The sequence below is a fragment of the Mesorhizobium sp. AR02 genome (assembly GCF_024746835.1).
GTDB lineage: Bacteria > Pseudomonadota > Alphaproteobacteria > Rhizobiales > Rhizobiaceae > Mesorhizobium.
Genome location: NZ_CP080531.1, coordinates 4,913,724 through 4,926,638 on the forward strand (window position 1 = coordinate 4,913,724; position 12,915 = coordinate 4,926,638).

Below are 12,915 nucleotides of genomic sequence, written 5' to 3' on the forward strand. Positions count from 1 at the left end.
GACGATGGTTTCATATGCTCCGATAGACAATGGGAGCCGAAGGGCCGAGGCGAATTCGGCCGATGCGCGGGATGATATCAGGGCCAACCTGATCCTGGGCGCGGCGGTCACGGTTATGTTGATTGCCGGCGGCGGGCTTTGGCTCGGTTTGACCAAGATCGCCGGCGCGGTGATTGCGCCTGCGACCGTGGTGGTCGAAAGCAACATCAAGAAAGTCCAGCATCTGACCGGCGGTACGATCGGGGGCATCTTCGCGCAAGATGGGGATCATGTGCGGGCTGGCGAGGTGGTGGCGAGGCTGGACGACACGCTGACGCGGGCCAACCTGCAAATAATCAGCGAGGATCTTGATCGCACAACCGTTCGTCTTGCGCGGCTGGAGGCCGAGCGGCAAGGTCTGCCGGAAATACAGCTTCCGTCCAGCCTTCAAACGCGGATGGGTGACCCGGAACTGGCTGCGCTGGTGAGTGGGGAGCGCACCCTCTTCGAAAGCCGCGCAACGGCGTTGACGGGGCAGAAGGCACAGTTGCAAAGCCGCTCAAAGCAACTCGAACGCCAGATCGATGGCCTTAAGGCGCAGCAGGCCGCGGAAGACCATTCCGTGGTCCTGCTGGACGCAGATCTTGCCGATATCCAGGCGCTTTTTACCAAAAAATTGGTGTCCAAAGAGAGACTGAGCAACATCAGATTGGACGCCACCCGGGCGCACGGAGAATCAGGACGCCTCGCGGCCGCGGTTGCTGAGGCCCAGGCCCGAGTTAGCGAGACTGAATTGCAAATTCTTCAGCTCGATGAACAAAGGCGCAGTGAAGTAACGAGCGAACTTCGTGAAACGGAAGCCAAGCAGACCGAACTCAGCGAGCGCAAGGTTGTGGCGCAAGACGAATTGACCAAAACCAACATCCGCGCTTCGCAATCGGGAACGGTGCAGGAATCCTCTATCCACACAATCGGCGGCGTGATCGCTCCCGGGGAGGTGATTATGATGATCGTCCCCGACGCCGACAATCTCGTCGTCGACGCGCTGATTCCCCCATCGCGCATAGATGACGTTCGTCCAGGTCAGCGGGTCTCGATCCGGTTCCCGGCTTTCGATGCCGGCACCACGCCTGCTTGCCAGGGATCGGTCAAGCGCATCTCGGCGGATCTGATTAAGGATCAACAAAAACAGCTTTCGTATTTCTCGGCGCGTATCGATGTCGAAAACAAGGCAACCTGCCTGACCGACGCCAAGGTGCTCAAACCGGGTATGCCGGCTGAGGTTCACATAAGCACCGACGAACGCAGCGTCTGGTCTTATCTGCTGAAGCCTCTCACGGATCAGATGTCCAGGGCTTTCCGCCAATGACATGACGAACTGTTGGACGCGAGCCGCAAATACGATCAGCTCTTCCTCCTACGACGCGGTGAGCGCCCTCCGGCGAACGCGGCGAGCGGTACGCACCGTTCGCTCCGCCGTCACTGGAACCTTGGCCACATCGTTCTTATGCGGCGCGGCGTTCGTGGTGCTATGGAGCCTCTCATAGGGCAGTAATTCCCTGATCCGGGCGTTGACCAATGCAATTTCGGCCCGCAGGTCTTCGCATTCCTGCCGTCTGATATCGAGTTGTATCTGATCGGACGCCTGCTGCAGCGAAAGCTGTGAAAAATTGGCGGTTACCTTCGAAAGGTTCAGCTTGTCGGTTTCGGCTTCCTTGGTGAGGGCAGCCAACCTTTCATCCGCCACCTGCTTTTCCGCCACGGCGTCGCTCCATTGAAGCCTGAGCCTGTCGATCTCAGCCGAGGCTTCGTTATTTGTGCTTGATGTGAGCTCAAGTCGCGAGTGGAGGCTCTGAACTTCGGAACGCAATCCCCGAATCTCGGCCCGGCAGCGTTCGAGCTCGGCATCCTTGTCCGCCTGCATGATCCTGGCGGTTTCCGTCACATCCGACAGTTTCGCCTGAGTGACCTCGAGCGAGTGGTGGAGCCGTGTCGCTTCCTTTTCGCTCTTGCCGAGCGCACCCAGTATTTCAGAATTTTTCGCAGCTTCGGTGGCATGGATCGAGGAGAAGGCGTCCAGCCTGTGCCGCGCCTCGTCCTCCCGCTTCAGCGCCTTTTCCAGGTCGATCGACAGGCTGACATTCTTTTCACGCAGCAGTTTGTTCTCGCGCGCGCGTCTGTCGGCCTCGACGGTTGCGGCGGCAAGCGTGTTTGTCAGGTCTCCGAATTCCGCCTCGTTCTTTGCGTTGGTGTTCGCCGCTTCAACCAGTTCCAGCCTTGCCGCGGCCAATGCGCCACGAAGCGCTTCGCTGTCCTGAACCAGGCTTGCCTCGCGCTGCTGCAAAGCCTCAACCATGTTTTCACGCTCATGCTGCCGTCGGTTCAGATCATTGAGCTTGTCCGACAAGCTCCTTTGATCCGCGGTCAGGTTTTGATTCGCCAGCTCCAGTTCGTTGGCGCGGAGAATGTCGGCGTGAAGGATGTGAAAGAATTCGAAGGTCAGTTGATGTGTGCTTTTGATCTCGGACAGTTTCGCGTTGATCTCCTCGAAATGGAGCTTCGCATCGCGAAACAGCCCATCAAAGGAACTCAAGGCAGCCATACGGCTCTGCGTATGAGTGGTCAGCCGTCGCGCGGGTTCCGGAGTGCCAGCATCATCTGTGCCAGCGTCGTCTTCGCCTGGCGCGCTGTCGTCCTGCTCGTTGTCGTCCTCTGGCATGGGCGGCTCGTCCGCGACATCGTCCCTTGCCAGCGCTGACAGGTCATCCAAACCGAGGCACTCGTCGACGGCGTCAGCCAAGTCAGCTTCGAGATTCTCGAATGACTTCTCCACATTATTGTCGGCACGTCTGATCAGATCTCTGAACTTCATGCCCTACATCCCCCTTCCGCATTCCTGAACCCAGCAAGGCGCGGACTGAGCTTCCTTTTTTATCGAGAGGTCGGTTCCGCGTCTTCGTGCAATCAAACGATACCAGGTGCCAGCGATTCAGCGCCTTGACGGCAACGGGCCGTCCAGAATTGTTGGCGACAGCCTTAAGGTTTGGCGGTTGCCGATAACCTACACCCACCTTTTGTAACCTATGCCAGGATGGCTTTTGCGCCGATGGCCCTTCTTGTGTTCGTCCTGACGTCATTTGTGCGTAGACCCCAGCGCCGCTCGCCTGTCGGCACGCGAGGCAGCCCGGAGCGCTTTCGCGTTTGAGCCCCCAGGGTAGATCAAGCGGCCCGACAGCCTCTAGTAGGGGGGCATCAGGCGGCCGGGCCTAACCGGCTGTTGGGTGTGTTTTGGTTTGCCGGCTGACTCAACATGCGCCTTGGCCGACGGACGCGCATCATTCGAACGAACTGTTCGTCGGGCGGGCCTCACTCGGTCAATCACGCAAGCTCCGCCACCCGGACCTGTGCCCTCTTGGATCACTTCGGAAGCACGATGGTTCTGGTCGTGATTAAGGCCGTAGGCTCCTTCGAATGAACGATCAGCCCGTAATCAAGGAGGGATATTGTGGGCCGGAACTCTGCAGATTATGGGGGCAAAGCCATGTGCGGTATCGTGGGAATCGTCGGCCATTCGCAGGTTGCGCCGCTCATTGTCGCCACGTTGAAGCGGCTCGAATATCGCGGCTATGACTCGGCCGGCGTCGCCACCATCGAGAAGGGTCAACTCGCCCGCCGGCGCGCCGAAGGCAAGCTGATCAACCTCGAGCGCCGGCTCAGGGACGAGCCGCTCGACGGCACGATCGGCATCGGCCACACGCGCTGGGCGACGCATGGCGTGCCCAACGAGATCAATGCGCATCCGCATTTTTCCGACGGTGTCGCCATCGTCCACAACGGCATCATCGAGAATTTTTCCGAGCTGCGCGACGAGTTGATCCGTGACGGTTATGCCTTCTCGTCGCAGACCGACACCGAGGTTGTCGCCCATCTGGTGGCGCACGAACTCGCCAAGGGGCTGAAGCCGGTCGAGGCCGCGCACCAGGCGCTGAAGCGGCTGGAAGGTGCCTTTGCGCTGGCCATCATGTTCAAGGGCGACGAGGACCTGATCGTCGGCGCCCGCAACGGCCCGCCACTGGCCGTCGGCCATGGCGATGGCGAGATGTTCTTGGGCTCCGATGCCATCGCGCTCGCGCCGTTCACCAATTCCATCACCTATCTCGAAGATGGCGACTGGGCTGTGGTGCGCCGCGACAGCGTCGCCATCTTCGACATCGACGGCAAAAAGGTCGAGCGCAAGCGGCAGCAGTCGCTATCGACCAGTTTCATGGTCGACAAGGGCAACCGGCGCCATTTCATGGAGAAGGAAATCCATGAGCAGCCCGAAGTGATCTCGCACACGCTGGCGCATTATGTGGATTTCGTCTCCGGCGTCTCGAAGCCGCTCGATCTGCCATTCGATTTCGCCAAGATCGGCCGGCTGGCGATCTCGGCCTGCGGCACTGCCTATCTCGCCGGCCTGATCGGCAAATACTGGTTCGAGCGCTATGCGCGGCTGCCGGTCGACATCGATGTCGCCTCGGAATTCCGCTATCGCGAGATGCCGCTGTCGGCCAACGATGCCGCTTTCTTCATCTCGCAGTCGGGCGAGACCGCCGACACGCTGGCTTCGCTGCGCTACTGCCGCAAGGCCGGCATGAAGATCGGCGCCGTCGTCAATGTGCGGGAATCGACCATGGCGCGCGAATCCGACGTCGTGCTGCCGACGCTGGCCGGGCCGGAGATCGGCGTCGCCTCGACCAAGGCTTTTACCTGCCAGCTGTCCGTCCTTGCGTCTCTCGCCGTGCGCGCCGGCGTGGCACGCGGCACGATCTCGAGAGAGCAGGAAAAGACCCTGGTGCGCGCGCTTTCGGAAGCGCCGCGCTATGCCAACCAGGTGCTCAAGCTCGAAGAGCAGATCGAACGCATCGCGCGCGAACTGTCGCGCTACAAGGACGTGCTCTATCTCGGCCGCGACACCAATTTCCCGCTGGCCATGGAAGGCGCGCTGAAGCTCAAGGAAATCTCCTATATCCACGCCGAAGGCTATGCGGCGGGCGAGTTGAAGCATGGGCCGATCGCGCTGATCGACGAGAACATGCCGGTCATCGTCATCGCCCCGCATGACCGGATTTTCGAGAAAACCGTGTCGAACATGCAAGAAGTGGCGGCGCGTGGCGGCAAGATCATCCTGATCACCGACAGCAAGGGCGCAGCGCACTCAAGCGTGAAGACGATGGAGACGATCATCCTGCCGGACGTGCCGGAAATCATCTCGCCGATCATCTATGCGCTGCCGATCCAGATGCTGGCCTATTTCGCCGCCGTGTTCATGGGCACCGACGTCGACCAGCCGCGCAATCTGGCGAAATCGGTGACGGTGGAGTGACGGCACAAACGGCGAGCCCTCCGCCTCAGAGCGCCAGCGCCCTCTCGAGATCACCATGCGCGAAGGCGCTCGCCATGCGGATGGCCCCATCGGCCAGCCTGTGCTGAACAGCACTGCTCTCCGCTTTCGCTCTGGCGGCAACAGGACAGGCCGCCGAGAAAGAGGTCGTCCTGGCAGCGTTGAGGTGAGCGTCCAGATGCATCGCAAGCAGCAACACCAACCCGGCATTGTCATCGACAGTCGGGCCGTGATGCGCATTCTGCGCAAATTCAGGCTGAGCTTCGCAGCATCAGTTCGGCGTTGAGCAGAATGCGTCCGCTTTCGCGTTTCGCCGCCTTTTCATCCAGCCGCGCCAGCAGCAGCTCGATGGCCAGGCGGCCGATCTCGTTGTAGTTCTGCGCGACCGTCGTGATTGGCGGGCAGGCATAGCGCGACAATGGATGGTCGTCGTGTCCAGCAACCCGCAGGTCGCAATCCGCGCCATGGCCGACCTTCAGGCCGAGCTGGAACGCGGCGCCGATCACGCCGAAGGCGACACGGTCGTTGGCGCAAAGCACCGTCTTCGTCGGGAACCCTTGCGCCTGCAGGATGCGAAGCGCTTCGTCAAAGCCGAATTTTTCGAAATCCCACGATCTGAGGTCGGCGACGGGCACGATTTCAGGCGTCATCTTGAACTGCTGCATGGCCTCGACATAGGCGTCCTGCCGTGCCGAAGCGTTGTTGTTGACGAGCGGCATGGCGAAGTAGCAGGGGGGCTCGCCAGATCTGCAGAGATAGTCGACGATGAGCCTGAAGCTCTGCCTGTTGTCGGTGCCGACGAACGAGGAGGTCTCGTCAAGCGGCGAGTCGACATAGATCAGCGGGATGCTCGATCCGAGTTCGGCCAGGATCCGGTGATGAGACTGCACGCCGAGCGGCGCGATGATGGCGCCGGCGATGTTCATCGATCGGAACGTCTGGATCGCCTGGTCTTCCATTTCGGGGCGCCCGTCGGAGGAGAGCACGAACGCCAGGAAGCCGGCTTCATTGGCGATCGTCTCGATGCGGCGCGTTAGCGCCATGTAGAACGGATCCGTCGAATTCGGGATGATGACGCCCAGTATGTTGCTGCGGCGGCGATTGAGATTGACGGCGAACATGCTCGGTCGGAAGTCGGACTTCTTCAGCGCGGCCTCGATCGCGCTGCGGGTGTTTTGCCTCACCGAACCGGGATCGTTGAAATATTTGGAAACCGTCGTGCGGGACAGACCGACAAAGGCAGAAAAATCCTCCATCGTTCTTATCGTCTTCGCCATCCATGGCCCCCTGTTTGAACTCGCCGTCTCGACCTTCTACTTGAGTCACCTATTTGCGCAAAGCCGGAGGGTTTTTCTCCCGGATGCGCAAACGATCGGCCCGCAAGGGGAAGCCGCATGGCCCGGGTTACGCTTGCGCGGAAAACTGCACCTTCATCGTCGTTGGGTCGCCGCTGCTCTTGGCAAAGAACGGCAGCAATTGCGACAGCGGCAACTGGTGGCTGACAAGCCGCGCCATCGTGCCATCGTCGCGTTTGAGGATCTCGAGCGCCTGCGGGATGTTGCGGTTCAACGAATGCGAACCCGCCAGCCTGATCTGCCGGCGGAAGATTTCGAACGGGGCGACCGAGATCCTGGCATCGGGCGCGCAGACGCCGAAGACCAGTGCCGTGCCGCCATCGGCGGTGAAGCCGATCATGCCTTCGACCACCTTGGCGACGCCGGTAGCGTCGGCGACGAAATCGAAGCCGCGCGCCTGCGACGACAGTGCCTGCGATCCGGACACCAGCGGTTCCAGCCCGAGCGCCTCGGCGAAGGCCAGGCGCTGTTCGCTGATGTCGGCGACCGCCACGCTTGCCACGCCCTTGGCCCTGAGCGACAGCGCCAGAAGCAGGCCGATCGGCCCGGCGCCGAAGACCAGCGCATTGCCGGGTATGCTCCTGCCGGCCTCGACCCCGGCGGCACTGAGACCGTTGAGGACACAGGCGAGCGGCTCGGCAAGGGCCGCCGTATCGAAGGCGAGATCGCCGATGCCATGCAGATGGTCGACGGCAACCATGCTGAATTCGGCGAAGCCGCCATTTTCGGTGACGCCGTAGGCCTTCAGGCTGGCGCACAGATTGGTCAGGCCTTTCCGGCAGGCGGCGCAGTTGCCGCACGGTATGTTGGGATCGACGGCAACCCTGTCGCCGGGCTTGACGGCGGTGACATCGCTGGCGACCACCTCGACCGTGCCAGCATATTCGTGGCCGGGGACCAGGGGAAACGCACCTTCGCCGTAGCGGCCATGCAGCACCTCGATGTCGGTATGGCAAAGGCCTGCGGCGCGGACGCGCACCAGAGCGTGTCCAGGCTTGACCTCTGGCAGCTCCAGATCCGCCATGCCGGCGACGCCTGCAGCGGTAAATCGGATGGCCTTCATTGCAGTCTCCCTTGTCTCGGCAGCGCGGGCTTGGAGCGCGTCAGCTCATCCAGTTGCCGCCATCGACATTATAGGTTTGCGCCAGGATGTAGTCGCTGTCGGACGAGGCGAGGAACACGGCAAGCCCGGCAATATCCTCAGGGTTCGCGAAGCGGCCGATCGGCACGGACTTGGCCACCGCAGCCTTCTTCTCGCCGGGCTTCAGGCCCTCCCAGCGGGCGAAGTGGGCGTCGACGACATCCCAATGCTCGCCGTCGACGACGCCGGGTGCAATGGCGTTGACGTTGATGCCATGCTTGACCAGAGCCAATGCCGCCGACTGCGTCGCCGAGATGATCGCTGCCTTGGAGGCGCAATAAAGCGTCACCAGCGCCTCGCCGCGGCGGCCGGCCTGGCTTGCCATGTTGATGATCTTGCCGCCGCGACCGCGCTTGATCATCAGATTGGCCACCGCCTTCATCATGAACAGCGGCCCCTTGAGATTGATGGCGAAAACCTTGTCGTAGCTCGCTTCGGTGATGTCGGTGATCGGCGCCATGTCGAAGATGGCGGCGTTGTTGACCAGGATATCGATGCCGCCGGACGCGCGGTCGACCTCCGCCGCCACCCTGTCGATCGCATCGAGGTCGGTGACATCGAGCTTGATGGCGCTGGCCGCCGAGCCGATTGCGGCGGCGGCCCGCGTCGCGCGGTCGATATCGATATCGGCAATCACCACGCTGGCACCTTCGCGCGCGAAAGCTTGCGCGAAGCCGAGGCCAATGCCGCGCGCGCCGCCGGTGATCAGGGCCGTCTTGCTCTTCAGTTTCATATCCGGTTCCAGCCTTTCCCGACTGTTCGAAAACGATATTTGGCGCCTGCCGGCGGATGCGTGGAGGCGCCTTCTCAGGCAATTCCGGACGAAAAGGCGTTACACGTTTTTCGCCAAATTGCTGCGAGGAACGCACGGACTGCCGATTGCTCAGGCAATTCCGGAGGGAAAACCGCACCACAGTTTTCCTGGAGTTGCCTCGGCGGATCCGTGCATCCTCCCGGCCCGCTGCAACGGGAGGTATGACAGGCCGGGATCGCCAGGAGGCGGCGCACGTTCCGCCCCCTGGTCTGGTCGTGTGGCTCGAGCCCGCTATTTGATGTAGCCCGCTTCCGTCATCGTCTTCTCCACCGCGGTCTGGGCGCCGTTGAGCGGATCATCGACCGACTGCTGACCGGTCACCGCAGCGGCAATCGCCTGACCGACATCGGTTCCAATGCCCTGGAATTCGGGGATGGCGACGAACTGGATGCCGGTATAGGGAACCGGATCCTTGGTCTGCTTGGTCGGGTCGGCGGATTCGATCGCGGCAAGGACCGTCGCGGCGAAGGGCGCCGCCTTCTGGTAGTCGGCGCTGGCATAGGTCGACTTGCGCGTTCCCGGAGGTGCCGCGACCCAGCCTTCGGTCTCGCCGACGCGCTGGACATAGGCTTTCGAGGTCGCCCACTTGACGAAGGATTTTGCCACATCCGCCTTCTTGGTCGAGGTCGGGATGGCGAGGCTCCATGCCCAGCCCCAGGCCGAACCGTTTGGCGTGACCGCCACCGGTGACTTGGCGAAGGCAACCTTGTCGGCGACCTTGCTTTGCTTTGGATCATAGACGCGACCCGCGGCGGACGTGGCGTCGATCCACATGGCGCAGTGGCCGGAGGCGAACAAGGTCTGGTTCTCGTTGAAGCCGTTGGAGCTTATTCCCGGAGGTCCATCCTTCTTCATCGTGTCGACATACCAGCCGATCGCCTTCTTCCACGCATCCGAATTGAGCTGCGGCTTCCAGTCCATATCGAACCAGCGGCCGCCGAACGTGTTCACCAGCGTGCCGACGAAGGCCATGTTCTCGCCCCAGCCCGGCTTGCCGCGCAGGCACAGGCCGTATTGCTCCTTCGACTTGTCGGTGAGCTTGTCGGCGAATTCCGTGATCTGGTCATAGGTCGGCTGCTCCGGCATCTTCAGGCCGGCGGCGTCGAACAGATCCTTGCGGTAGAGTGTGAACGAGCTCTCGGCGTAGAAGGGCACGGCATAGAGCTTGCCGTCGACCGTCAGGCCGCTGCGCACCGGCGCGATCAGGTCGTCATAGTCATAATCGTCGCCAAGATCGTTGAGCGGCGTCAGCCAGCCGCTCTTGCCCCAGATCGGCGTCTCATAGCCGCCGATCGTCATCACGTCGAACTGGCCGCCCTTGGTGGCGATGTCGGTGGTGACCCGCTCGCGCAGCACGTTTTCCTCGAGCACCACCCAGTTCACCTTGTTTCCTGTCGCCTTCTCCCATTCGGGCGACAGCTTCTGCATGATGATCATGTCGCCATTGTTGACCGTCGCAACCGTGATCTCCTCCGACAGGGCGGCACTTGCCACCAGTGCCGATACGGCGGCCGACAGGCCAAGAATTCCAATACGCTTACCGATAGGCATTTCGTCTCCTCCTTTACGAATGCGCATGTGTAAGTGGACATGCATATATATTTTATTGCGCTATGGGAAAGCCGAGTCAAGGCGGCTATGCTTGATTTTCGACACCATACCGTCACCAAGCCAGTCGATATTCCTGGTTCGGCATGCTCAAGAAGACCGCACTCGCAGCAAAATAAGTGTACATGCGTTCAGTTTCTGTTGACTTCGCGGTTGCCGCGATTTACCTCGGCTGCAGCCAAGCGCTATCGTGGGGCTGGTGCTACTGTGACGGCATCCGGTCCGGCTGGGGGAGAGAAGGAATTGCAGCAATGAGCCGCCGAAGGCAGATCGCCTCCGAAGCCGCGGGGCCGACGATTACCGCCGGCGAAATCCTGGTCGAGATCATGGCGACGGACCCCGGTCTGGGTTTCCTCGAACCACTGACGCTGGTCGGGCCATTCCCCAGCGGCGCGCCGGCCATCTTCATCGACCAGGTGGCAAGACTGGGCGGCGGCGCCGGGCTCATCGGCTGCGTCGGCCGCGACGATTTTGGAACGATCAACCTGGAAAGGCTGAAACGCGACAGCGTCGACGTCTCGGCCGTGTCGGTCAGCGACCGCTATCCCACGGGAAGCGCTTTCGTGCGCTACAGGCCCGACGGCGGCCGGGACTTCGTCTACAACATCGCCGAATCCGCCGCCGGGCAAATCCGTCTCACCGACGCGGCGCGCGCGCTGGCGGAAAGGGCCGGCCATCTGCATGTCATGGGCTCGACCTTGTCGGTAGCCGGGCTGAAGGAGATCGTCGCCTATGCCTTGAAATCGGTGCGAGCCCGTGGTGGCTCGACCTCTTTCGATCCGAATATGCGCAAGGAGTTGATCGACGGCGCCGACGGCGTGCAATTTTCAGCGCTGGTCGACGATGCCGATCTGTTGTTGCCCTCCGGCGACGAGTTGCTTGCCGCCGCCGGGGTCGATGACGAAGGCCAGGCAGTGAAGGCGTTGATCTCCCGAGGCGTCGGCGAGATCGTGTTGAAGCGGGGCGCTGCCGGCTCGTCCTGGTTCGGCGCCGACGGCGCCAGGATCGATTGCGCCGGCTTCCGGGTCGAGGAAGTCGACCCGACCGGCGCCGGCGACTGTTTCGGGGCGACCTATCTCACCTGCCGGCGCAAGGGCATGGAGCCGGCCAAGGCGCTGTTTTATGCCAATGCCGCCGGCGCCCGCAACGTCACGCGGCGCGGGCCCATGGAAGGCACCGCCGGCTTCGATGTGCTGGACGGCTTCATTGCCGGGACCGCGAGGGCGACATGACGACCAACCCGCTCGCAGGCCTTGCCACCGCGCGCAGAAACGGGTCGCCCTACGGCATCACCTCGATCTGCTCGGCGCATCCGCTGGTGATCCAGACGGCCATCCGGCGCGCCGTCAGGGACAAGGAAAGCAGCCTGCTGATCGAGGCGACCTGCAATCAGGTCAACCAGTTCGGCGGCTACACCGGTATGAGCCCGGATTTGTTCATCGCCTTCGTGCTCGAGATCGCCGCTAAGGAAGGCCTCGACCCCTCGCGCATCATCTTCGGCGGCGATCATCTGGGACCGAACCCGTGGCGCACGGAGCCGGCGGCACAGGCGATGAGCAAGGCCGAAGCCATGGTCACCGCCTATGTCTGGGCCGGCTTCAGCAAGATCCATCTTGACGCATCGATGGGTTGTGCCGGCGAGCCGGCGGCCCTCGACGACGAGACCATCGCGACACGGGCCGCGCGGCTGGCCAAGGCAGCCGAAAAGGCGGCACGCGCCACCGGTGGCGCCTTGCCGGTCTACATCATCGGCACCGAGGTTCCCGCTCCGGGCGGCGTCGACCATGCGATCAACGACCTGAAGCCCACCGAGGCGGCGGCGGCGCGGCGCACGATCGAAGTGCATCGCGAGATCTTTGCCAGGGAAGGGCTGACGGAAGCATTTGGCCGCGTCATCGCCGTGGTCGTGCAGCCGGGCGTCGAGTTCGGCAGCCAGAACGTCGTCGCCTACAGGCCCGAGGCATCGAAGCCGCTGACTGGTTTGCTCGACGAGGAACCGTCCCTCGTCTACGAGGCGCATTCCACCGACTACCAGAGCCGCGCGGCGCTGACCGCCCTTGTCGGCAACGGCTTTCCCATCCTCAAGGTCGGTCCGGGCCTGACCTTCGCGCTGCGCGAGGCGCTTTACGGGCTCGACCTGATCGCGTCCGAAATGGTCATGGACTATGGCGAAAGGTCGCTTGCGCGCACGATGGAACGCGTGATGCTGGCCGCTCCCGGCCATTGGCACGGCCACTATCACGGCAATGAAGCCGATCGCTATCTGCAGCGGCACTACAGCTACAGCGACCGTATCCGCTATTATTGGAGCAACCCAACGGCCAGCGTTGCCGTCGGCCGCCTGCGTGAGGCGCTTGCCGGCGTTGCCATTCCAGAAACGCTGATGCGGCAATTCCTGCCGACGCTGCCGTCCGGACTTGGACCGGCTGGCAATCCCGAGGCTATTTTTCACGCAGCGATCGGCCAGGTGCTGGCCGACTACGACGCAGCTTGCCGGACCGCCTGAACCCGTTGCAACGCTGGCTCGCGGGACGCATCCGCTTCGACTATGCCGGAACCGAGATGTGATCGTCGGGCCGGGGACCGCATCCACAGACGAGGCGCCTGCAACTCTACATAGGCCTCCATCCGACCA

General features: G+C 62.3%; 9 protein-coding genes. 4 read left to right on the forward strand and 5 right to left on the reverse strand.

Annotated features, from left to right (window positions below; translation table 11 throughout):
* Window positions 1-4: 4 nt before the first annotated feature.
* Complete coding sequence (locus DBIPINDM_RS27845) at window positions 5-1,348, forward strand: HlyD family type I secretion periplasmic adaptor subunit (protein WP_318036954.1); 1,344 nt, start codon at window positions 5-7, stop codon at window positions 1,346-1,348.
* A 48-nt stretch (window positions 1,349-1,396) separates the two neighbouring features.
* Here DBIPINDM_RS27845 and DBIPINDM_RS27850 read toward each other — a convergent pair whose 3' ends face one another.
* The gene (locus DBIPINDM_RS27850; protein WP_258582197.1) at window positions 1,397-2,851 is read right to left on the reverse strand and encodes a hypothetical protein; all 1,455 of its coding nucleotides are present in this window, start codon (window positions 2,849-2,851) and stop codon (window positions 1,397-1,399) included.
* A gap of 669 nt (window positions 2,852-3,520) precedes the next feature.
* Here DBIPINDM_RS27850 and glmS point away from each other — a divergent pair.
* Entirely contained in the window at window positions 3,521-5,344 is a 1,824-nt protein-coding gene (gene glmS, locus DBIPINDM_RS27855; RefSeq protein ID WP_258582198.1) for a glutamine--fructose-6-phosphate transaminase (isomerizing), read from the forward strand.
* A 269-nt stretch (window positions 5,345-5,613) separates the two neighbouring features.
* On the opposite strand, the gene DBIPINDM_RS27860 is transcribed toward glmS, so the two are convergent.
* From DBIPINDM_RS27860 to DBIPINDM_RS27875, 4 genes are all read right to left on the reverse strand, one after another.
* Window positions 5,614-6,618 carry a LacI family DNA-binding transcriptional regulator gene (locus DBIPINDM_RS27860; protein ID WP_258589361.1) on the reverse strand — a complete coding sequence of 335 codons (1,005 nt, stop codon included), beginning with the start codon at window positions 6,616-6,618 and terminating at the stop codon, window positions 5,614-5,616.
* Window positions 6,619-6,766: 148 nt separating this feature from the next.
* Window positions 6,767-7,780 (reverse strand): zinc-dependent alcohol dehydrogenase family protein, encoded by a 1,014-nt coding sequence (locus DBIPINDM_RS27865; protein ID WP_258582199.1) that lies wholly within the window; start codon window positions 7,778-7,780, stop codon window positions 6,767-6,769.
* A gap of 40 nt (window positions 7,781-7,820) precedes the next feature.
* Entirely contained in the window at window positions 7,821-8,591 is a 771-nt protein-coding gene (locus DBIPINDM_RS27870) for an L-iditol 2-dehydrogenase (RefSeq protein WP_258582200.1), read from the reverse strand.
* Between the two features lie 312 nt (window positions 8,592-8,903).
* Window positions 8,904-10,223 (reverse strand): ABC transporter substrate-binding protein, encoded by a 1,320-nt coding sequence (locus DBIPINDM_RS27875; RefSeq protein WP_258582201.1) that lies wholly within the window; start codon window positions 10,221-10,223, stop codon window positions 8,904-8,906.
* Between the two features lie 308 nt (window positions 10,224-10,531).
* On the opposite strand from DBIPINDM_RS27875, the gene DBIPINDM_RS27880 reads away from it, so the two are divergent.
* Both DBIPINDM_RS27880 and DBIPINDM_RS27885 read left to right on the forward strand, forming a co-directional pair.
* Window positions 10,532-11,512: a sugar kinase gene (locus DBIPINDM_RS27880; RefSeq protein ID WP_258582202.1), complete on the forward strand. Its 981-nt coding sequence runs from the start codon at window positions 10,532-10,534 to the stop codon at window positions 11,510-11,512.
* A complete protein-coding gene (locus DBIPINDM_RS27885) occupies window positions 11,509-12,786 on the forward strand; it encodes a D-tagatose-bisphosphate aldolase, class II, non-catalytic subunit (RefSeq protein WP_258582203.1) in 1,278 nt (425 codons plus the stop codon). Before DBIPINDM_RS27880 ends, DBIPINDM_RS27885 begins: the two co-directional genes overlap by 4 nt.
* Window positions 12,787-12,915 lie beyond the last annotated feature (129 nt).